General features: G+C 71.3%; 17 protein-coding genes and 2 pseudogenes. 6 read left to right on the forward strand and 13 right to left on the reverse strand.

What is annotated here, in order from left to right:
• Window positions 1–121: 121 nt before the first annotated feature.
• Together AB0N81_RS23985 and AB0N81_RS23990 are read left to right on the forward strand one after the other, a co-directional pair.
• Window positions 122–2467 (forward strand): xyloglucanase, encoded by a 2346-nt coding sequence (locus AB0N81_RS23985; RefSeq protein ID WP_365361523.1) that lies wholly within the window; start codon window positions 122–124, stop codon window positions 2465–2467.
• Window positions 2468–2534: 67 nt separating this feature from the next.
• A complete protein-coding gene (locus AB0N81_RS23990; RefSeq protein WP_365361525.1) occupies window positions 2535–2918 on the forward strand; it encodes a VOC family protein in 384 nt (127 codons plus the stop codon).
• A gap of 12 nt (window positions 2919–2930) precedes the next feature.
• On the opposite strand, the gene AB0N81_RS23995 is transcribed toward AB0N81_RS23990, so the two are convergent.
• The 12 genes and pseudogenes from AB0N81_RS23995 to AB0N81_RS24050 form a co-directional block, all read right to left on the reverse strand.
• Complete coding sequence (locus AB0N81_RS23995; protein WP_365361527.1) at window positions 2931–4205, reverse strand: polysaccharide lyase family 1 protein; 1275 nt, start codon at window positions 4203–4205, stop codon at window positions 2931–2933.
• Between the two features lie 2 nt (window positions 4206–4207).
• Window positions 4208–4927 (reverse strand): rhamnogalacturonan acetylesterase, encoded by a 720-nt coding sequence (locus tag AB0N81_RS24000; protein ID WP_365361529.1) that lies wholly within the window; start codon window positions 4925–4927, stop codon window positions 4208–4210.
• A complete protein-coding gene (locus AB0N81_RS24005; protein WP_365361531.1) occupies window positions 4924–6264 on the reverse strand; it encodes a sugar ABC transporter substrate-binding protein in 1341 nt (446 codons plus the stop codon). The genes AB0N81_RS24000 and AB0N81_RS24005 overlap by 4 nt, the downstream gene beginning before the upstream one ends.
• Window positions 6265–6295: 31 nt before the next feature.
• Window positions 6296–7879, reverse strand: coding sequence for a family 43 glycosylhydrolase (locus AB0N81_RS24010; protein ID WP_365361533.1), 1584 nt, complete (start codon window positions 7877–7879; stop codon window positions 6296–6298).
• Window positions 7876–8715: a PmoA family protein gene (locus AB0N81_RS24015; RefSeq protein WP_365361535.1), complete on the reverse strand. Its 840-nt coding sequence runs from the start codon at window positions 8713–8715 to the stop codon at window positions 7876–7878. The genes AB0N81_RS24010 and AB0N81_RS24015 overlap by 4 nt, the downstream gene beginning before the upstream one ends.
• A 7-nt stretch (window positions 8716–8722) precedes the next feature.
• Window positions 8723–9895, reverse strand: coding sequence for a Gfo/Idh/MocA family oxidoreductase (locus AB0N81_RS24020; protein WP_365361537.1), 1173 nt, complete (start codon window positions 9893–9895; stop codon window positions 8723–8725).
• Window positions 9892–10794: a carbohydrate ABC transporter permease gene (locus tag AB0N81_RS24025; protein WP_365361539.1), complete on the reverse strand. Its 903-nt coding sequence runs from the start codon at window positions 10792–10794 to the stop codon at window positions 9892–9894. Before AB0N81_RS24025 ends, AB0N81_RS24020 begins: the two co-directional genes overlap by 4 nt.
• Window positions 10795–10799: 5 nt before the next feature.
• The gene (locus AB0N81_RS24030; protein WP_365361541.1) at window positions 10800–11762 is read right to left on the reverse strand and encodes a sugar ABC transporter permease; all 963 of its coding nucleotides are present in this window, start codon (window positions 11760–11762) and stop codon (window positions 10800–10802) included.
• Window positions 11763–11896: 134 nt separating this feature from the next.
• Complete coding sequence (gene araD / locus AB0N81_RS24035) at window positions 11897–13642, reverse strand: L-arabinonate dehydratase (protein WP_365361543.1); 1746 nt, start codon at window positions 13640–13642, stop codon at window positions 11897–11899.
• Complete coding sequence (locus AB0N81_RS24040; protein WP_365361545.1) at window positions 13639–14577, reverse strand: dihydrodipicolinate synthase family protein; 939 nt, start codon at window positions 14575–14577, stop codon at window positions 13639–13641. Before AB0N81_RS24040 ends, araD begins: the two co-directional genes overlap by 4 nt.
• A complete protein-coding gene (locus tag AB0N81_RS24045) occupies window positions 14574–15221 on the reverse strand; it encodes a GntR family transcriptional regulator (protein WP_365361547.1) in 648 nt (215 codons plus the stop codon). The genes AB0N81_RS24040 and AB0N81_RS24045 overlap by 4 nt, the downstream gene beginning before the upstream one ends.
• A gap of 154 nt (window positions 15222–15375) precedes the next feature.
• Window positions 15376–15849 (reverse strand): annotated as a pseudogene (locus AB0N81_RS24050) (glycosyl hydrolase 53 family protein); the annotation flags it as partial.
• On the opposite strand from AB0N81_RS24050, the pseudogene AB0N81_RS24055 reads away from it, so the two are divergent.
• The 4 genes and pseudogenes from AB0N81_RS24055 to AB0N81_RS24070 form a co-directional block, all read left to right on the forward strand.
• Window positions 15850–16175: pseudogene (locus AB0N81_RS24055) on the forward strand (substrate-binding domain-containing protein); the annotation flags it as partial. It abuts the pseudogene before it with no gap.
• A 155-nt stretch (window positions 16176–16330) separates the two neighbouring features.
• Window positions 16331–16747, forward strand: a complete 417-nt coding sequence (locus tag AB0N81_RS24060; protein ID WP_365361549.1) for a hypothetical protein — start codon at window positions 16331–16333, stop codon at window positions 16745–16747.
• Complete coding sequence (locus AB0N81_RS24065) at window positions 16744–17535, forward strand: hypothetical protein (RefSeq protein ID WP_365361551.1); 792 nt, start codon at window positions 16744–16746, stop codon at window positions 17533–17535. The genes AB0N81_RS24060 and AB0N81_RS24065 overlap by 4 nt, the downstream gene beginning before the upstream one ends.
• A 9-nt stretch (window positions 17536–17544) precedes the next feature.
• Window positions 17545–18417, forward strand: a complete 873-nt coding sequence (locus AB0N81_RS24070) for a transporter substrate-binding domain-containing protein (protein ID WP_365361553.1) — start codon at window positions 17545–17547, stop codon at window positions 18415–18417.
• A gap of 25 nt (window positions 18418–18442) precedes the next feature.
• Here the strand turns inward: AB0N81_RS24070 and AB0N81_RS24075 are convergent, their stop codons facing one another.
• Window positions 18443–21172 carry a Tat pathway signal sequence domain protein gene (locus AB0N81_RS24075; RefSeq protein WP_365361555.1) on the reverse strand — a complete coding sequence of 910 codons (2730 nt, stop codon included), beginning with the start codon at window positions 21170–21172 and terminating at the stop codon, window positions 18443–18445.
• Window positions 21173–21252 lie beyond the last annotated feature (80 nt).

Genomic DNA, 21252 nt, shown 5'->3' on the forward strand with positions numbered 1-21252 from the left:
CTCCGTGTACGGGCCGGCCGGGGCGCCCCGCCCCGGGATCCCGGCCGGCCCCTCCCTCCCCCTGTGCCTGTGCCTGTGCCTGTGCCGTCAGCGGCGTGACCCGTGAAGGGACCCGACCCCCGTGCCCCCTGTTCCCCGCGCCCGCAGAGCGCGCACCCTCCCCGCCCTCCTCGGCCTGCTGGTCGGCTTCCTCGCCGGCGGCCCCGTGTCCCCCGCGGACGCGGACACCCTCGCCGCCGCGGCGCCCGCTCCCGCGGCGGCCTCCGCCGAGCCCTACCACTGGAAGAACGTCCGCATCGACGGAGGCGGCTTCGTCCCCGGCATCGTCTTCAACCGCACCGAACCCGGCCTCGCCTACGCCCGCACCGACATCGGCGGCGCCTACCGCTGGCGGGAGTCCGACCGGTCCTGGAAGCCGCTGCTCGACTCGGTCGGCTGGGACGACTGGGGGCACACCGGCGTCGCGAGCATCGCCTCCGACTCCGTCGAACCCGACAAGGTGTACGCGGCCGTCGGCACGTACACGAACGACTGGGACCCCGGCAACGGCGCCGTGCTGCGCTCCGCCGACCGGGGTGAGACGTGGCGCAAGACGGACCTGCCCTTCAAGCTGGGCGGCAACATGCCGGGCCGCGGCATGGGCGAGCGTCTCGCCGTCGACCCGCACGACAACAGGGTGCTGTACCTGGGCGCGCCGAGCGGCAAGGGCCTGTGGCGCTCCACGGACTCGGGCGTCACCTGGCGGCAGGTCACGAGCTTCCCCAACCCCGGCAACTACGCGGAGAATCCGGCCGACACCAGCGGCTACGCCTCGGACAACCAGGGCGTCGTCTGGGTGACCTTCGACGAGTCGACGGGAACGGGCGGCGGAAAGACACAGACCCTTTACGTCGGTGTCGCCGACAAGGAGAACTCCGTCTACAAGTCGACGGACGGCGGCGGCAGTTGGTCGCGGATCGCGGGGCAGCCGACCGGATACCTCCCGCACAAGGGTGTCCTCGACGCGGAGAACGGCTACCTCTATCTCGCGTACAGCGACAAGGGCGGCCCCTACGACGGAGGAAAGGGCCAGGTGTGGCGGTACGCGACGAAGAGCGGTGAGTGGAAGAACATCAGCCCGGCCGCCGAGGCCGACACATCCTTCGGCTACAGCGGGCTGACCGTCGACCGGCAGCGTCCCGGCACGGTCATGGTCACCGGCTACAGCGCCTGGTGGCCGGACACCCAGATCCACCGCTCCACGGACAGCGGCGCCAACTGGACGTCGGCGTGGGGCTATTCCTCGTACCCGAACCGCGAGAACCGCTACACCATGGATGTCTCTTCCGTGCCGTGGCTCTCCTGGGGCGCGCATCCCGCCCCGCCCGAGCAGACGCCCAAGCTCGGCTGGATGACGGAGGCCCTGGAGATCGACCCGTTCGACTCGGACCGGATGATGTACGGCACGGGCGCCACCGTCTACGGCACGAGCGACCTCACCCAATGGGACAGGAGCGGCGGCAAGTTCACCATCACACCGATGGTGAAGGGCCTTGAGGAGACCGCCGTCAACGACCTCGCCGCTCCCCCGTCGGGGGCGCCGCTGTTCAGCGCGCTCGGCGACATCGGCGGCTTCCGGCACACGGACCTGTCCAAGGTGCCCGCGCTGATGTACACGCAGCCGAACCTCTCCACCACGACCAGTCTCGACTACGCCGCGTCGAACCCGAACACGGTCGTGCGGGTCGGCAACGCCGACGCGGCGCCGCACATCGGCTTCTCCACGGACAACGGCGCCAACTGGTTCGCCGGGCAGGACCCTTCCGGTGTCACGGGCGGCGGCACGGTCGCCGCCGCGGCCGACGGGAGCCGCTTCGTGTGGAGCCCGGACGGCGCGGGCGTGCACACCACGGCCGGGTTCGGCTCGTCGTGGACGGCGTCGAAGGGCGTACCGCAGGGCGCGGTCGTCGAGGCCGACCGCGTCGACCCGAAGACGTTCTACGCCTTCAAGTCCGGCACCTTCTACGTGAGTTCCGACGGCGGCGCGACCTTCACCGCCAAGGCGTCGGCCGGACTGCCCGCCGAGGGCCCCGTGAAGTTCCAGGCACTGCCGGGCAAGAAGGGTGACATCTGGCTGGCGGGCGGCAAGTCCGGTGCGACGTACGGCCTGTGGCACTCCACCGACGCCGGCGCCACGTTCAGCAGGATCAAGGGCGTCCAGGAGGCCGACACCATCGCCTTCGGCAAGGCGGCGCCCGGCACCTCGTACCAGACGCTCTACACCAGCGCGAAGATCGGCGGGGTGCGTGGCATCTTCCGCTCCACGGACAAGGGAGCGACCTGGGTGCGCGTCAACGACGGCCGCCACCAGTGGGGCTGGACCGGCGCGGCGATCACCGGCGACCCGAACGTCTTCGGCCGGGTGTACGTGTCGACGAACGGCCGCGGCATCATCCAGGGCGACACCCCGGTGCGCCGCCCGCGATGACGGTGACGCCGGACGCCGCGCCCCACGGAAAGGTGGGGCGCGGCGATGGAGTCGTACACTGCCGCGCATGGCATGCCGCATCAGTGAGATCGTCATGGACGCCGCCGACCCCGAACGGCTCGCCGCGTTCTGGAGCGAGGTCCTCGGGTACGTCGAACTCGGCCGGGAGAGCGACGGGAGCATCGAGATCGGCCCGCCCGGTGCCGGCTTCGGCGGGCCGCAGCCGACGCTCGTCCTCAGCCCCAGCAGCGACCCGCGGGGCGGGAAGCTCCCGCTGCACATCGACGTCAACGCCACCGACCGTGACCAGGACGCCGAGCTGGAGCGGCTGCTCGCGCTCGGCGCCGTGCCCGCCGACGTCGGCCAGAGCGGCACCGAGAACTGGCACGTCCTGGCCGACCCGGAGGGCAACGAGTTCTGTCTCCTGCACACCCGGCTCCGGCCCCTCTGACGGGGCCCGGGGTCAGCGGATACGGCCCGCCCCCGCGTGCCGGCCGACGACGTGCGGCACCCGCCGCGCGTCGTCCACACCGGTGCGCAGCGTCGGCTTCCACCCCGCCCCGGCGGTCAGGGGTTCCGCGGGGAACTCCGCGTTGTGGGCGGCGATCAGGTCGACGGTCCTGCCGTTGACGCGGTTGCGGACGGCGGTGACCGGGGCCTCCTTCCACTTCTTCAGGACGCGCCCCGCGCCGACCCCGGCGGGCAGGGTGAACGCGTTGGCCTCGGCCACGAGCCGGGACTCCGCGCCGATGCCGAAGCTGTACTGGTAGCCGCTCGCCGGGGCCACGAAGTGGTTGTTGTAGGCGTCGACCTTGCCGAAGCGGACGCGCGGGGCCCGCTCGACGACGTTCCGGAACAGGTTGTGGTGCAGGGTGACGCGGAGCTTGCCGCGGTCGGTGTCGCCCGCGCTGTCGCTGTTGCCGATCATGAGGGTCTTGTCGTGGTCGGCGAAGACGTTCCAGGAGACGGTGACGAGGTCGGCGCCGCGCACGATGTCCAGTTCTCCGTCGTGCCGCTGGTACAGCTCTCCGTAGTACGAGGGCAGCGTGCTGTCGGGGTGGGCGCCGTCGGTGAACGTGTTGTGGTCGAGCCACACGTGTGTCGAGCCGTACACGACCGCGCTGTCGTACTCGGAGTTCCAGGCGCCGGTGGCGCCGTCCGTGGGGTCCCACTGCGGGAAGCAGTCCAGGGGGCTCTCCAGGGTGAGGTTGCGGACGACGACGTTGTCGGCGTCCTTGATCTGGAGGCTGCCGCCGGTGATCCCCGCGTTCCGGCCGACACCGACGATCGTCGTGTCGGAGGGGATGTACGCCTTGACGGCCGCGGCCTGCCGGGCGGCCGACGCGGCCCGCAGGTCCTCCTGCTCGCCGCTGACCGGCCGGTCCCTGCCCCATACGGCGGGGTCGTAGGCGGCGAGGTACCGCGCGAAGTCGTACCCCTCTGCCTCGTGGACACCGCAGCCCGCCGCGTCGGCGCGCAGGACGCCCTTGACCTTGATGGTCCTCGGGGCGTCGCCGCCCGCGGCCAGCGCCGCACGGAACTCCTCCCAGGTGGTGACCGTGAAGGTGTGCGCGGCGTCGGCCGCCGCGCCGCCGGTGGTGCCGCCGTCCGCCGACGCCCAGCCGTCGTGCGGGGGCAGGACGTGGCGGGCGGGTGCGGCCTGTGCCGTGGTGGCTGTGGCTGTGGCTCCGATGAGGAGCGCGGTGCAGCCCGCGAGGACCGCGTAAGACGTACGCATGGTCAGGCTCCTTGTGGCCAGGTGATCCAGGACTCGGGGATCTCGTCGTCGAGGCGGCGCACGTCCCCCGGGGCGAGGACCCGGCGGTGCAGCAGCTCGGCGGCGACGAGACGGGCCACGGCGATGGCGCCGGGCGGGTTGAAGTGGGTGTTGTCCTGCTCGGTCTCCGTCCAGTTGAAGTACTTCTTCGTCTCCTCGGCGCCGAGCTTCTGCCACAGCGCGCGCGACAGGTCCTGGATGTCGAGGAGGGCGACGTCCGCCTCCCGGGCGAGGGCGCGCATCGCCGCCGGGTAGTCGCCGTGGGTGGGCAGGGCGTTGCCCGCGGCGTCGAACTTCCTGCGTTCCACGGACGTGAGGAGCACCGGCACGGCACCGCGCGCCCGCGCCCCGTCGACGTACCGCCGCAGGTGCTCCTGGTAGGTGGTCCACGGCTCGGTGTAGCGGGCGGGGTCGTCCTTCTTCTGGTCGTTGTGGCCGAACTGGACGAGGAGGAAGTCGCCGGGGGTGATCAGGCCGAGGACCGTGTCGAGGCGGCCCTCGTCGACGAAGCTCTTCGAACTGCGGCCGTTCACCGCGTGGTTGGCGACCGGGAGCCAGTCGCGCAGGAAGAAGCGCAGGGCTGTGCCCCAGCCGGTCTCGGGCCGGGCGGGCGCGTACTTCTGGGCGGCGGTGGAGTCCCCGGCCACGTACAGGGTGCGTACGCCGGGGCCCGCGGCTGTCACTGGCTCTGCTTCTGCCACTCGGCCTGCGCCTTGTCGAGCTGCTCGGCGAGGCTGTCGAGGAAGTCCTTCGCGGACATCTTGCCGAGCAGCACCTTCTGGAAGTCCGGCTCGTTCTCCGCCTTGCTGATGGTGTTCCAGTCGGGCAGGTAGTACGGCAGCTGCACGATCTTCGTGGAGCCGTTGTTCAGCGCGGCGGCCGCCAGCTTGGTCGGCTCGGCCCGCTTCACCCAACTGTCCTTGGCCGCATCGGTGTTGGCGGGTATGGCGCCGGCCGACTCGTTCCACTTGCTGTTGGAGGCGTGCGAAGCGGCGAACTCGATGAACTTCCAGGCGGCCTTCTTCTTCTTGCTCGACTTGAAGAGGCCCAGGCCGTCGACCGGGTTGGAGACCTGGACGCGGACCCCCGCATCGGTCGTCGGGTTGGGCAGACCGCGGAACTTGTCCTTGCCGAGCGCCTTCACGTGGTCCGCGTAGGAGCCGAGGTTGTGACTGAGCATGCCGATCTGCCCGTTGTCCCACTGCGCGTTCATCTTGGTGAAGTCGTTGTTGAGGTCGGCGGACGGTGTGGCCTTCTTGTAGAGGGCGGCGTACTTCTTCAACGCGGCGACGTTCTTGGGGTGATTGACGGTGGTCTCGTCGCCGTCCCAGAACGAGCCGATGCCCGACTGGCCGTACATCGCGTCGAGCGCCTGCGCGATGGAGCCCTCGCCGCCACGGATGGTGTAGCCGAAGCGGTTGGCCTTCTGGTCGGTGAGCTTGCCTGCCGCCTCGTAGAACTTGGACCAGGTGGTGGGCGCGTCGAGCCCGGCCGACTCGAACAGGTCGGTGCGGTAGTAGAGGACGCCGTTGCTCGCGGAGGTCGGCACGGTGAACAGGTCGCTGCCGCCGCCGGCCGCGCGCACGCTGTCGACCATTCCCGTGTTCAGCTTGCCCTTCAGCGCGCTGCCGTCGAGGCGCTTGTCCAGCGGCTCCAGGGCGTCCTGTGCGGCGATCCCGGCGAGCATGGCGGCACCGACACCGCCGACGTCGGGCAGGCCGCCGCCCTGGATGGCGGTGTCGTACTTGGACTGGACGCTCTCCGCGGGCACCCCGACGTACTTGACGTCGATGTCGGGGTTCTCCTTCTCGAAGTCCTTGATGATCTCCTTCCAGATGTCGTGCCGGACGGCCGTGTTGTTGTCCCAGAAGGTGATCTCGCCCTTGCCGGAACCCTCGCCGCCCTTGTCCCCGGCCGCGCCGCTGCCGTCGTCGCCGCAGGCGGTGGCGGTCAGAGCGAGGACGGCGGTCAGCGCGAGGGCGGCGGTGCCGCGGGGCCGGATGCGTGCGTTCGTGGTCATCTTCGGCTCTCTTCTTCAGTTCTTCAGTTCTTCAGTGGGTGATCCGGAAGTGCGTGAACAGGGCCGTGCCGGCGGGTCCGGTGCCAGTGGGTCCGGTGCCAGTGGGTCCGGTGTCAGTGGGCCCGGTGCCGGTGGGCGCGGCCGCGAACAGGCCGAGCAGGGCTCCGACCCAGTTCCAGGGGGTGGCGGCGAAGACGGGCCCCGAGGGGCGGAAGCCGTCGCCGGTGTCGGCGTGGAACCGGCAGCGGGCGCCTTCGGTGACCTCGACGCGCAGCCGTGCCGTGCCGTCCGGCGCGGGTCGCGGGTGTTCGGCGGCGCGCTCCCGGCCGCCCCGCTCGGCGAACCGGTGCACGAGCAGCGCCGTGCCGTCGGTGTCCCGTTCCAGGCCGATCCAGGAGTACGCGTCGCCGAGCACCGCGAACCCGGCGCGCGCGCCCGGCGCCTGCGCGGGAAGGCTCAGTCCGACCTCCGCGACGCACGGCCGGAGCGGGAGGCGCTGGGTGAGCACGTGCGGCAGGGCGCGCGGGTCGTCCGCCTGCGGGGTGCGCACACAGGCAAGTTGCAGGCCGTCCCCGGAGTGCGAAGTCGCCCACCCGTCGCGGGGGTTGGCGGTCCACTGCCACTGCCGACCGTGCCGTCCGCCGGGGAAGTCGTCGTCGGTGGCGGGCGCGGACCGGGGCTGCTCCGGCAGCCGGGGCTTGTCGTGTACGTCGACGGGGGTGCCGTCGACGCCGAGCACCGGCCATCCTTCGGCGTCCCAGCGCATGGGCTGGAGGTGGACGACGCGCCCGTAGGGGCCGCGTTGCTGGAAGTGCAGGAACCAGTCCTCGCCGCGCGCGGTGCGCACCCAGCCACCCTGGTGCGGTCCGTTGACGTCGGTGCGGCCCTGCTGGAGCACGACGCGTTCCTCGTAGGGGCCGTGGAAGGCGCGGGAGCGGAAGGCGCCCTGCCAGCCGGTCTCGACTCCCCCGGCCGGGGCGAGGATCCAGAACCAGCCGTCGTGCCGGTAGATCTTGGGCCCTTCGAGGGTGAACCAGCCGGGGATCAGGTCACCGTCGATCAACACCCGCCCCTCGTCGAGGAGTTCACGCCCGTCGGCGCTCATGCGATGTCCTGTGATGCGGTTCTTCACGCCGGACCGCGACTTGGCCCAGGCGTGCACGAGGTAGGCCGCGCCGGTCTCCTCGTCCCACAGGGGGCACGCGTCGATGAGGCCCTTGCCGGGTTTGAGGAGGTGCGGCCGGGTCCAGGGGCCGCGGATCGCGGGGGCGTTGACCTGGTAGATCCCGTGATCGGGGTCGCCCCAGAAGATCCAGAACCGTCCGTCGTGGTGGCGCAGGGACGGCGCCCAGACCCCGCAGTCGTGCCGGGGCACGGTGAACGCCTCGGCGGGTTCCAGACGGTCGACGGCGTGACCGATCAGCGTCCAGTTGACCAGGTCGCGGGAGTGCAGCAGGGGCAGCCCGGGAGCGCGGCCGAAACTGGACGCGGTGAGGTAGAAGTCGTCCCCGACCCGCACGACATCGGGGTCGGACCAGTCGGCGGCGAGCACGGGATTGCGGTAGGTGCCGTCGCCGAGGTCACCGGGGACCCGGCCCGATCCGGACGCGGTCACGCCGTCACCGCCTTGCGTACCAGCGCCGCCGCCTCGTCGCGGTGCAGGGTGCCGTCGGCCACGACGGTCACCACGCGGCGTACGACGGTGTCGCCCGGTGTGATCGCCAACCGGTCGTCCGCGGCGAGGGAGGAGCCGACGCCGGGGTACTCGGCGGCCCGGACGAACCACGGGTCGCGCCGGGTCTCCGCGGTGGCTCCGGCGAACACCAGGGTCCAGCCGTCGCCCGCCAGGGCGAGCCAGTCCGCGCGGGCGGCGTGGCCCGCCTCCTCGCCGTCGGTGTCCGCGGTGAAGACCCGTGGGGGCGCGGCCTCCTTCGGGGCGCGCCAGAAGAAGCCCCCGTATCCGGCGCCGGGGCGGCCGTTGGTGGCGGGGCTGCCGATGGACTTCTCCTCGCCGGTGGCGTTGGTGAGGGAGAAGGTGAAGTCCAACGCCCAGGCGGTGGCGGTGAGTTCGGCGGCGGCGACAGTGCGGCGCTCCCGCAGCAGCACCTCTCCCCCTGCCGTCCAGGTCAGGTCCTCCACGAAACCGTCGGGGTCGTGGAGCTTGAACCCTTGGTGGCGCTGCACTCCGTGGTTGTCGAGGTCGACGGGGCCCTGGCCCCGTACGAAGGTGCGGCCGCCCCAGAAGTTGCGGCCCGCCGCGTCGGGCACGGCGACGCCGGCCCCGAGGTGGTGCGGATGGTCCGCGGGGCACAGCTCGGTGACGGTCGTCCCCGCGAGGGTGGTGACGGGGTGCAGGTAGGGGCGCGGGGACAGGTGCCGTTCCAGGTCCGTCCGGTAGGCGTAGCGGCCGACGGGCCGTCCCGCGCAGCGCAGGACGAGGGAATGGTTCATGACGTACTCACCTCGTTGTGAATGTCGTCGGGGCGGGCCGGGCCCAGTCGGCGCCCAGCTCGGAGTAGAGGCAGAGGGTGTCGGCGGCGAGCGCGACCAGGCCGTCGATGCCGTGCACGACGCGGCGGTCCGCGCTCTCGCCCGGGGCGGGGCTCCAGACGGGGGCGGGCAGCGCGACCGGGTCGGGTGCCGTCCTGACGGCCTCGACGACCCGCATGAAGGCGCCGGTCGCGGCGGGCGGGACGAGTAGGGCGGCGCGTCCGGCGAGGTGGTCGACCAGGTTCTCCAGGAGGTCGGTCCTGCCGTGCAGGGTGGCGGGGGCGGGCCCCGCGCCTTCGCCGCGCACCTCCACCCGGTCCTGCCGGTACCAGAAGGTGATGCGCCCCCGGCTGCCGTGCACGACGACGTACGGCTCCCCGCTCGTGTGCGCGCACAGCGTCGCCGCCACGGTGATCCGGCCGCCGCCGGCCGTGCGGACGCGGACGCACGACGTGTCGTCGGACTCGATGGCGTTGGCCCGGAACAGTTCGGTCTCCACCGTGGAGACGTCCTCCGCGGCGGTGGCGTCCGCGAGAGCGAGGGCGGTGGCGACGGCGTGCGCGAGGGGGTTCGTCAGGACTCCGTCGACGACGTCCACGCCGTCGAGGCGGCGGCGTCCCGCCCACGGCGCGCGGCGGAAGTACGCCTCGTCACGCACCCAGGCGCCCGCCCCGCCGACCCCGGTCACCTCACCGATCGCCCCCTCGGCGATCAGCCGGCGGATCGCGGGGATCGCGTGCGAACCGAGCGACTGGAAGCCGATCTGGACGGTGGTGCCCGCCGCGGCAGCGCCGTCGGCCATCCGCCGGAACTCCTCGTAGGAGGGGGCGGGCGGCTTCTCCAGGAGCAGGTGGACGCCGCGTACGGCGGCGGCGAGGGCCAGTGCGGTGTGGGTGGGGATGGGTGTGCAGACGACGGCGACGGCGGCGCCGGTGGAGTCGAGCAGCCCCGCGAAGTCCGCGGACTGCCGCACCGGTCCGAACCCCGCGAGCTCCTCGTCGTCGAGCGGCCGCAGCTCACAGACGCCCACGAGGCGTACGCGGCCGGCGTGCTCAAGGCGGCGGATGTTCTCCAGGTGCCAGGCGCCGTGGCCGCGCGCCCCCGCCAGGACGACGGGCCACGGTACGCGAAGGTCCCTCATCCCTTCACCGCCCCGGCGCTGAAGCCGGTGACCAGCCACTTCTGGATGAAGGCGAAGACGACCACCACGGGCACCGCGGCGACGACGCCGCCCGCGGCGAGCGCGCCCAGGTCGACGCTGTCGGCGCCCATGAGGGTGGCGAGGCCCACCGGGATCGTCTGCTTGCCCTGGTCGCTGAGGAACATCAGGGCGAACAGGAAGTGGTTCCAGCTGTGCACGAAGGCGAAGGACCCCACGGCGATCAGGCCGGGCCGCAGCATCGGCAGGACGATGGCGCAGAAGGCACGGAAGCGCCCGCAGCCGTCGACCCAGGCCGCCTCCTCCAGGGAGTACGGCACGTTCTTGATGAAGCCGCTGATCAGGATCATGGAGAGCGGAAGCTGGAAGACGGTCTCCGCGATGATCACGCTGCCGAGCGAGTTGATCATCTGGAGCTCGGCGAAGATCTGGAAGAGCGGTACGAGCATCAGGGCGCCGGGGATGAACTGCGAGCACAGCAGCGCCAGCATGAAGCCGCGCTTGATCCGGAAGTCGAAGCGGGCCAGGGCGTAGCCGCCCGCGAGGGCGACGAGCGTGGTCATCACCATGGAGGCGACGCCGACGAGCAGGCTGTTCTGGAAGAAAGTGGCGAAGCTGCGCTCGGTCCACACCTTGTCGAAGTGCTCGAAGGTGACGGGCCACGGCACGAGCGAGGTGGAGCCGCTGGGCCGCAGGGCGAAGAGCAGGATCCAGTAGAAGGGGATGAGGGTGAAGAGGAGGTAGAGGCCGAGGGGGAGGTAGATCTGCCAGCGGGGCGCCTCGTCCCAGGCACGCTTCCTGCCCTTGCCCGCGCCCGCCCCCTTTCCCGCGCCCTTGCCCGTGCGCCTGTCCTCGACGGTGGTGACGGTGGCGGTGGTCATGGCGGTCACTTGTCCTGCCCCCCGAACTTGCTGAGCCGCAGATAGAGCAGCGAGCAGAAGAGAAGAATCACGAAGGCGATGGCGGTCAGCGCGGAGGCGTAGCCGAAGTCGTGGGAGTCGACGGCGATGGACGCGATGCGCAGCGGCAGGGTCGTGGTCTCGCCCGCCGGGCCGCCGCCGGTGAGGGTGTAGAGCAGGTCGACGTTGTTGAACTCCCAGACCGCGCGGAGCAGCGTGGACAGGATGATGGCGTCCTTCAGGTGCGGCAGCGTGATGTGGAAGAACTGCCGGACGCGGCTCGCGCCGTCCACCTCGGCCGCCTCGTACAGGTCCTTCGACACGGACTGGAGGTCGGCGAGGATGAGGATCGCGAAGAAGGGGACGCCGCGCCAGAGTTCGGCGACGACGACGGCGGGAAAGACGGTGCCGGTGTCGGAGAGCCAGGACGTGCCGTAGGAGCCGATGCCGGCGTCCGCGAGGTAACGGGTGATGCCGGTCTGGGAGTTGAAGATCAGCAGCCAGATCGTGGAGGTCAGCACGCCGGAGACGGCCCACGGGGAGAAGACCAAGGCGCGGGCCATCGCGCGGCCGACGAAGGTCTGGTTGACGAGCAGGGCGAGCGCGAGTCCGAGCAGCAGTTGCAGGACGACCTCGACGGCGACCCACTGGAAGCTGAAGCCGAGGGTGCGCCAGAAGTCCGGGTCGTCGGTGAACGCCGTCACGAAGTTCTCGAAGCCCGCGTAGCCGTTGCGCCAGGGTTTGGTGGGGTTGTAGTGGCGCAGGCTGTAGTAGAAGACGCTGATGACCGGGTAGGCGATGAAGCCGAGCATCAGCAGGGCGGCGGGGGCGATCAGCAGGTACGGCAGGCGGCGCGGGGTCGCGCCGGTACTGCGCCGCTTCTTGTGCGGGGGTGGCGGCGCCCCGGCGGTGCTGGGCGGTGGCTTCGCCACGGCTGCGGCGTGGGCCATGACACTTCTCCGATCGTGGAGGTACGGGGTGTTACGCGGTACGGGCGTTACGAGGTACGGGGTGCGGTTGAAGCGCTTCGCGTACGTCGTTCGGGATACCGGACAGGGGAAGAGCCGGACCGGGGGTGTGGTGATCAGCCCGCGTACGGGTCCGGCACCGTGCCGGGCCGCGCCAGGAACGCGAAGTCGCACCCCGTGTCGGCCTGGGTGATCTGCTCGCTGTAGAGGGCGCCGTAGCCGCGCTCGTAGCGGGCGGGCGGCGCGGTCCACTCGGCCCGCCGCCGGTCCAGCTCCTCGTCGCTCACGTCGAGCCGGAGGCTGCGCTCGGCGACGTCGAGGGTGATGAGGTCGCCGGTGCGCACCAGGGCGAGCGGCCCGCCCACATGCGACTCGGGTGCGACGTGCAGGACACACGTGCCGTACGAGGTGCCGCTCATCCGCGCGTCGGAGATCCGGACCATGTCGCGCACGCCCTGCTTCAGCAGGTGGTCCGGGATGGGCAGCATGCCGTACTCGGGCATGCCGGGCCCGCCCTTGGGTCCTGCCCCGCGCAGCACGAGGACGTGGTCGGGCGTGATGCCGAGCGCCGGGTCGTGGATGGTGCGCTGCATCGTGCGGTAGTCGTCGAACACGACGGCCGGTCCGGTGTGCCGGAGGAGGCGGGGGTCGGCGGCGATGTGCTTGATGACGGCGCCGTCCGGGCAGAGGTTGCCGCGCAGGACGGCGACTCCGCCCTCCTCGGCGACGGGGTTGTCGCGGGGGCGGATCACGTCGTCGTGGTGGACGCGGGCGCCTGCGAGCTGTTCGCGCAGGGTGTCGTGCGCGACGGTGGGGCGGTCCAGGTGGAGCAGGTCCGTGATGCGGGAGAGGAACCCGGGCAGCCCGCCCGCGAAGTGGAAGTCCTCCATCAGGTACTTCTCGCCGCCCGGCCTGACGTTGGCGAGGACGGGCACGGTGCGGGCGATCCGGTCGAAGTCGTCGAGGGTGAGCTTCACCCCGGCGCGGCCGGCCAGCGCGATGAGGTGGATGACGGCGTTGGTGGAGCCGCCGAGTCCGAGGACCGTGGTGACGGCGTCCTCGAAGGCTTCCGGGGTGAGGATGTGCGACAACCGCAGGTCGCGGCGGACGAGTTCGACGATCCGCAGCCCCGACGCGGCCGCCATCCTGTCGTGCCCGGAGTCGACGGCGGGGACGGACGAGGCGCCGGGCACGGTCACGCCGAGCGCCTCGGCCGCGGCGGTGAGCGTCGAGGCGGTGCCCATGGTCATGCAGTGCCCCGGGGAACGGGCGAGACCGCTCTCCAGTTCGGTCAGCTCGCAGTCGCCGATGAGTCCGGCGCGGTGGTCGTCCCAGTACTTCCACATGTCCGTGCCGGAGCCGAGGGTCTCGCCCCGCCAGTGCCCGGGCAGCATGGGCCCCGCGGGCACGAAGACGGCTGGCAGGTCGACGCTGGCGGCGCCCATGAGCAGCGCGGGCGTCGTCTTGTCGCAGCCGCCGAGGAGCACGGCGCCGTCGACGGGATAGGAGCGCAGCAGCTCCTCGGTCTCCATGGCAAGGAGGTTCCGGTAGAGCATGGGGGTCGGCTTCTGGAAGGTCTCGCTGAGCGTGGCGACCGGGAATTCGAGGGGGAAGCCGCCCGCCTGCCACACGCCCCGCTTGACGGCCTGGGCACGGTCGCGCAGGTGGGAGTGGCAGGGGTTGATGTCGGACCAGGTGTTGAGGACCGCGATGACGGGCTTGCCCAGGTGCTCCTCGGGCAGATAGCCGAGCTGGCGGGTGCGGGCCCGGTGGCTGAAGGACCGCAGTCCCGCGGAGACGCTGTCCCCGTACCACTGGCTGCTGCGCAGTTCGCGGGGTGAGGGCCCGCCTGTGCCGGTCATATGGACCACCCCGCGACGATGGCGGCGACCTCGGCCCGCTCCGCCTCCGGCAGGAGGCTGCTCGGGGCGCGCACATCCCGGCGGCAGAGACCCAGCGTGGCGAGGGCCTCCTTGACGACCGTGACGTTGTTCGCCGAGCCGTCGGCCGCGCGCAGTTCCTCGAAGCGGCGGATCTGGCCCCAGACCGCCATGGCTGCCGGGTAGTCACCCGATCGAAGCGCTTCGATCATGCGCAGCGAAAGGCGCGGGGCGACGTTCACCAGCCCGGAGGTGAAACCCGTGGCGCCCGCCGAGAAGTACGAGGGGGCGTACGGCTCGGCGAGTCCGGCGATCCACACGAACCGTTCGAGCCCCGCGTCGCGCGCGAACCCGGCGAAGCGCACGGCGTCCGGCACGGCGTACTTGACGCCGATGACGTTCGGGCAGGCGTCGGCGAGCTCGGCGAGGCGGGTGCCGGGCAGGGCCGCGTCGCGCAGGTAGGGGACGACCCCGAGTCCGGGGACGGCTTCGGCGATCGCCCGGTGGTAGTCGACCCAGCCGATGTCGGAGACGTAGGGGTGCACGGGCTGGTGCACCATCACCATGTGGGCGCCGAACGCCTCGGCGTGCCGGGCGGCGGCGATCGCGGTGGGCACGTCGTGGCCCACGCCGACGAGGATCGCGGCACGCTCCGCCGCCTCCTCGACGGTCGACTCGACGACGGCGCGGCGCTCCTGCGGGGCGAGGGCGTAGAACTCCCCGGTGTTGCCGTTCGGCGTGAGGGTGCGAACCCCCGCGTCGAGCTGGCGGCGCAGCAGTTTGCGGTGGGCGCCGTGGTCGATCGAGCCGTCCTCGGCGAAGGGTGTCACCGGGATCGCCACCACGTCGGCGAGCGCGGCACGCTGGGCCGCGTGGGTCGGCCGTGCCGCGACAGGCGGCTGGGGCGCATGGGTCACTGGAGGTCCCCTTCCGAGGGAAAGGCGCGCTGCACGAAGGAGGCGATGTGGCGGTGCAGCGCCTCGGCGGCGCCGTCCGCGTCCCCGGCGACGGCGAGCCGCAGGATCTCCTGGTGCTCGGTGGCCTCGCGGGCCCACGACGGGTCGGCCGACCAGGCGACGGCGGAGACGAGCGCGGCCTGGTCGCGCACCTCGTCGAGGAGGCGGCCGAGGAGCGGGTTGCCGCAGGCGGAGTACAGGGTGCGGTGGAACTCCCGGTTGGCCAGGGAGCGTTCGGCCGCGTCCTCGGCGAGGTCGGCCCGATCCAGGGCCTCGCGGGCGGTGTCGAGTGCCGCGCCTCGGCGGACGGTGCGGCGCAGCGCCTCGGGCTCCAGGAGCAGCCGTACGTCGTACACCTCGCGCGCCATGGCCGCGTCCACGGTGCGCACGGCGGCGCCCTTGTACTGGCTCATCGCGACGAGGCCGGTGCCGGCCAGCGTCTTGAGGGCTTCACGGACGGGCGTCTTGGAGACCCCGAACTCTCCGGCGAGCTCTGTCTCGACCAGTGGCTGTCCTGGCCTCAACTCGCCGGTGAGGATGCGGTGTTTGATCGCTTCGAGCACGAACTGCGTGCGCGAGGGGATCGGGGTCGGCACGGACGTCATGGGCACCCTCAGATCTCACGTATCGCGTATCACGTCTCATATATGACGTACGAAGTACGACGCGTAGAAGCTAAGAGGGTGCCCGGCCTTCGTCAACGCTTCTGACAAAAGAAGCGCCGACGAATTCCGGACGGCGCCCGCATGCCGGGTCGGCTCAGCGGTGGGCGAACCAGCGTGCGGCGGGCATGAGTCGGCCGTCGTACCCGAACAGCGCCTGGTTCTCCCAGGCGTTGCCGGATGCCGGGTCGGCGGGGTCCCAGCCGCTGCCCTCGACCGCCGTCCACGCGGGCTCCCAGTACACGACGCCGAGCCCGCGTCCGCCGGGCACGGCCTCGACGACGTTCATGACGTCGCGCAGGTTGGCGGCCTGACCTGCGGGGGTCGCGGGATATCCGGGGGCGAGCTGGTCGGCCCTGGCCACGTTGTTCTCCAGGCCGTCGCCGTTGGCCAGGGTGTGCGCGTAGGCGGTCTCGGCGACGAGGACGGGCTTGCCGTAGCGAGCCGCGGTGTCGTCGAGGTTGATCTGCAGTTCGTCGAGTGGCCCGTGCCAGTAGCCGTAGTACGAGAGGGCGATGACGTCGAAGGGCACGCCGTGGGAGACCGCCTGGTCGAACCACCAGCGGGTGCCGCGGGCACGGACGACGAGCGGCGCCGCATCACGCGGTACATCACGGCGGGCCACGTCGACGGGGTCCTCCTCGTCTCCAGCCACTCCGGCGACCCTCTCGCCGCCCGGCTGCGCGAGGCGGGCGTGCCCCTGCCCGAGGACATCGCGGTGGGCGGCTTCGACGACTCGTCGGCGGCACTCGGCGCCACCCCGAACTGACCACGATCCGCCGGCCCTGGGGCCGGATCAGCACGGAGATGGTCCGCGTACTGCTGGCCCAGATCGGCGGCGAGGACCCGGCGGCGGTGATCCTGCCTACGGAACTGGTGCGACGCGGGTCTGCGTAGGCAGTACCCGGCTCCCTACGGCGGCGCAACGCCGCGGTACGCCCCCGCGCATACAACACCGCCGAGTGGGTAACTGCCCCTCCCCCAGGGGGCGTCGGGCGGCAACGGGGGCGCCCGCCCGCCACGGGGGAAGTGCGGATGGGACGGGGGACCCAATGTCCGAACTGCTCGATGTCGCCGACCAGCTCGTGCCCTATGTGGCCTCGGCCGGTGTCGGCGTGATCACGGCCGCTCAGGCCGACTTCGCCCAGCACGTGCTCGACCGGGGGAAGAGGCTGGTGCGCGCTCTGCTGCACCGCGGCGAAGGTGACGTACCACCGGAGGAGCGGGAACAGGACGCCGCGCTGCGCGGCCTCCCCCGCCCGGCCCTGGAGGAACTCGCGGTGGCGGTCGACGCATGGCTGTCCGCGGGGGACCTGAGCCCGGGGGCCCTCCGCCGGTGCGTCGAAGACGTGGCGCAAGCGCGAGGCGGTGAGTACAACTCGGGTACGGCGCACGGGGCGAACCCCGTGGGGATCGGCAAGGTCGTGGGCGGCCTCACCATCAACAACCGCCCCCCGGAGGGAGCATGAGCCCCGGGCCCGCTGAGCCGGTACCGCCGTCGGACAGCCGTACGGCGGCCCGGCAGTCCAACACCGCTCGGGCCGAGGGCCGGAACTGGGCCGTGGCCGCGGGCCAGGTCGTCGGCGACCTCATCGTCAATCTGGTCATCGGTGGCGAGGGCCAGTGGAAGAACTTCTGGAACTCCTTGCCCTTCTGCCTCTTCGTGACGGCCGCGGCCACCGCGTGGCTGCGGGCCCCCGAGGGCCCGTTCGGCCAGTTCATCCCGGTCATCGTCCTGTTGAGCCTGTCGTTCCTCGCCTCCTTCATGCGTCTGCTCGGCCTGGACGTCCGCCGGCCCAGGCGCGACCGGGCGCAGAAGCCGCCGCCGTCCGCCCTGGCGTTCCGCGCGTGTGTCTTCGCGGTCTTCCTGGTCTGCGCCGTGGCCGGAGCGGTGCGGGCAGATCTCCTGCGCCGGGACGGCGAAGTGGACGTCACCGGGCAGGTGGAGATCCGGCCGACCGCCAAGAGCTCCCAGCACACACTGAACCTGTCCGACGTACCCCGGCGCAGCCACCTTCGTCTGACCCTGAGGGCCGAGGACGCCCGGCCCGGCGATCAGGGCTGCACCCCGGAGACGCGGTTCACCCTTGTGCTGGCAGGGGGCGACACGCGCCGGTTCGAAGGGGTGCGGTCCCTGGAGACGGTTGACATACCACTGGGCGGATCACGCGACGACATCATGCTGACCATCTCCGTCCACGCCCCCAAGGGGTGCAGCATGAACCTTTCGGCAACCGAGGCCGCACTCCATGAGTAGGGGGACGTAATGAGCCGACGACAGACGAGGATCTGGATAACGGCGGCAACGGCCACCGCGGCACTGGTGGGCCTGGCGGCCGTGAGCTGTTCCTCCCACGAGGGACCCGCCACCTTCATGGGCAAGGACAGGCTCACCGTCGCCATGCACAACGACCTTCCGGGCGTGTCCTTTCTGGACGGCTACAACTGGTCGGGGTTCGACTATCTCTTCGCGCAGAAGATCAAGAATGAGTTCGACGTCAAAGTGACCCCCGCGAATGTCGCCACCAAGGACCGTGTCACCTCGCTCACCAGCGACAACGTAGATCTCGCCGTCGCGGCTTTCTCGATCACTCCCGAGAGAATGAAGAAGATAGATTTCGCGGGCCCGTACCTGACCAACTACCAGGGGTTCCTGGTGGGGAAGAAGGGGGCGGCCATCCGCACCATGAACGACCTGCGCGGCAAACGAGTCTGCGCCTGGTCCGGTACGACCAATATCGGCCCCCTCCAGGGCCTGGGGTTCGAGGTCGTCGAGATGCGGAGCGCCAAGGCCTGTCTGGATGCCCTCGTCGACGGCGGAGTCGACGCCTTCTCCACCGACCAGCTGATCCTGTACGGCTTCGCGCACCAGTACGCGAAGGACCGGCTGAAGGTGCTGCCCGACCTCACCGTGGGAGCACCGCAGTATTACGGCGTCGGGATACCCAAGGGCCACCGCTCGGACTGTCACCGCCTGCGCGAGTTCATCAAGAAGTACGTCGAGAGCAACGACTGGATCCAGGACATCCAGGTCTCCCTGCCGGAGATCCCCGAGACCGATCCGAACTGGGCCAGTCGCCTCAAGCCCAGCGCGGATTCCATCGAGGCACGCTCGTGCAGGGACAAGGCGAGTCCGTGACGAGGCAAGACGGCTCGGCGGCCGGCTACTTGGGGAGCTTGTCGCCGATGAGGGCGAGGTTCTGGATGGCGGCGAGGCTGTACAGGGCCGTTTCGTTGGTGCTGACGCGCGGGTGTTCGTGGCCCGGCTCCAGGGCGTCGGGGCCCTCGATCCTCGTCCGCTCCCACTTCATGGCGCGGGTGTAGCCGTCGCTGTCGTGGAACTTCTTCCAGGCGCGCGCGGCCAGCTTCTCGTCCCGCAGTTGCGCCGCCGCGTACGCGTCCTGCCGCGAGTGGCCCTGGAACAGGAGCAGGCTGCCGAAGTCCTTGCCGTAGCGCTCCTTCTGTTCGGCCTTGGTCGCGTTGAACCAGCGGCAGTAGTCCAGCAAGGCGGCCTTGAACTCCGGCAGGTCGACGAGGTCGATCAGCTCGGCGCACATCTCGACGAGACCGAACATCGCGGAGAGGTGCGAGACGTTCACCGCGGGCTCGTCCGCGACGGCGAACCTGCCCGTGTCGAGGCCGTAGAGGCCGCTGCCCTGCACGAAGCCGTTGGGCTGCGCGGCGATGGTCCGCATGGTGGAGCGCAGCCGCGCCTCCGCCTTCGCCGCCTTGGGGCCGCCGCGCTCCCACTCGGTGAGCCAGGCGCCCGCGAGGCCGCTCCAGTCGGTGCCGAAGCCGATGGACAGGGCGTGCCGGTCCGGCTCGTACGGCTCGGTGCGGATCTTGCGGAGCGGGTCCAGGGCGAGGAACGTCTCGTCGGAGTCGACGAGGGCGTGCATGAGGTCGCCGACGCGTTCGTCGGCGGTGAGGAAGTAGTAGGGGCGCCGGTAGACGGCGGTGGAGATGCGTTGCTGCTTGGCGCTGTCCGCGAAGTGCTGGACGCCGTGCCGGGTGCCGAGTCCCGCCCACTCGCCTAGGTGGTAGGCGTCGACCTCGCCGGTGTGCCGGGTCATGGCCTCGGCGAAGCGGAAGACGTCGGCGCGGCCCGAGCGCAGATAGGCGTACCAGAGCCAGAGGTCGGGCGAGAGCTCGGAGTTGTCCCAGGCGTAGCCGCCGACGTCGTACCGCCACTGGTGCCGGTCCTCGTCATAGGTGTGCATGATGTCGCCGTAGTCCCAGAAGCCGTACCAGCGGCGCTGTTCGGCCTGGTCCTTGTAGTACGTGAAGAGGAAGTCGAGGTGGTCCTCGATCTCGGCCTTCGCGGGGGTGGAGCGGTCGACGGGTGCGAAGAGCCCGCCGAAGACCTTGGCGCGGCTCAGGTGCTCGGGCTCGGCGACGAGCTGCGGTGGGGTGCGGACGGCGGCGGACTGGGCGACGAGCGCGGCGGCGGACGGTGTCGCGGCGTTGGCCCAGAACATCAGCTCGCTGGTGCGGGCGATGCCGTAGGGCGTGCCGAAGCCGGGTTCGTGGTCCTCGTAGGTGATGTTGAGACCTTCTAGCTGTTCGGGGTAGGTGTCCTGGCCCATGCCGTCGTGGTAGAAGCGCAGGTCCATGGGGGGTGCTTCGGGGGACCAGAGCCAGAGGGTGACCTCGGCCGCGTCGCCCGCGGCTCCCCTGATGTCGAGCTGGGCGGGGTGCTTCTCCCAGAAGTCCCGCAGCCCGAAGGAGAGTCCGCCGCTGACCCCGCCGACGTACCCGAAGCCGTTGGCCCGTCCCCCACCGCCCGCGGTGATCCAGCCGCGCCCCTTCTCGGTGCGTTTGCGCAGGGTGAAGCCGTCGGCGGAGAGCTGGGAGAGCGTGTAGTCGCCCCAGGCCGGTATGTACTGGAGCCTGCTGGTGACCCGCTGGTCCCAGGTGGCAGGGTCGGGCAGTTTCTCGCCCTCGACCTGCGCGGCGCGCACGGCGGCGCCGGGGTCGCGGCGCAGTCCTGTGATCCCCTTGACGGCCTCGGTGAGGAACCCCTTCCCCTCCCCCGCGATACGGACGTGCCGGTCGTACGCGGCGTCACGCATCGGCACGGTGAAGCGCACGCCGAGCCCGCGCACGAAGTCCTTCTCCTGGTCCCCGTCGTACGTAATGGTGTGCACCATGCGGAAGGACTCGGCGCCCGCGTAGAAGTAGAGCCGGACGCTGAAGGGCAGCCAACTCCGGTGCCCCTTGCGGTGTTTGCCGTCGACGCGGACGACCGCGCGTACGGGCCCGTCCTGCTCGACCCGCACTTCGTCGATCTCGCCGTCGAACCGCTCCCACTTCGCGCTGCCGGTATCGCCGTCGTCGGCATCGCCCTGCCGCAGGAGGACGAGCCGCCCGTCGGTGGCGATCCTCGTCCCCCCGCGCGTCACCGACCGCACGAGCCGCTCGCCGTCCTTGTCGATCACGGCCGTGATGACGCCGGTGTCCACGGTGACCTTGCCGCCGGTCTCGGTGACGGTGAGCTTCTTCTCGTACGTCGCCGGGGTCCCTGCGGCGAGCGTGAACCGTTCGGCGCCCGCGCCCTCGGGCCCGACCGCGTGCGCCGTCCACTTCAGCGTTCCGTCGGGCCAGTACGCGGTGGGCCAGCTCTGCACGGGCACGCTGGTTCCGTCGGCGGTGGCGAGAGCGAACGAGGTGTCGGCGTCGTGGACACCCTTGGGCCACGGCACCCCGAAGGTGGACCCGGGGGCGGCACCGAGCCCGCCGTCCTCCAGCCAGCGGATGTCGGCGGGCGCGTCGGGGGCGGGCGCCCCCGGCGCGTCGGCGCGGGCTTCACCACGCCCGAGGGCCCAGCTGAACTGGGCGGCCACGCCTGCCACGGCGGCGGCCTTGAGCAGAGATCTACGGGGTACGGGAGACATACGAACCCTTCACATGGGCGCCCTTTCAGGGGCGCGGGGAACTGCGCGACCAGCCACGAGGGCGCCGCAGGAAGGAAACA

Origin of the sequence: Streptomyces sp. NPDC093510 (genome assembly GCF_040683555.1) — a bacterium.
In the GTDB taxonomy this organism is placed as follows: Bacteria; Actinomycetota; Actinomycetes; order Streptomycetales; family Streptomycetaceae; genus Streptomyces.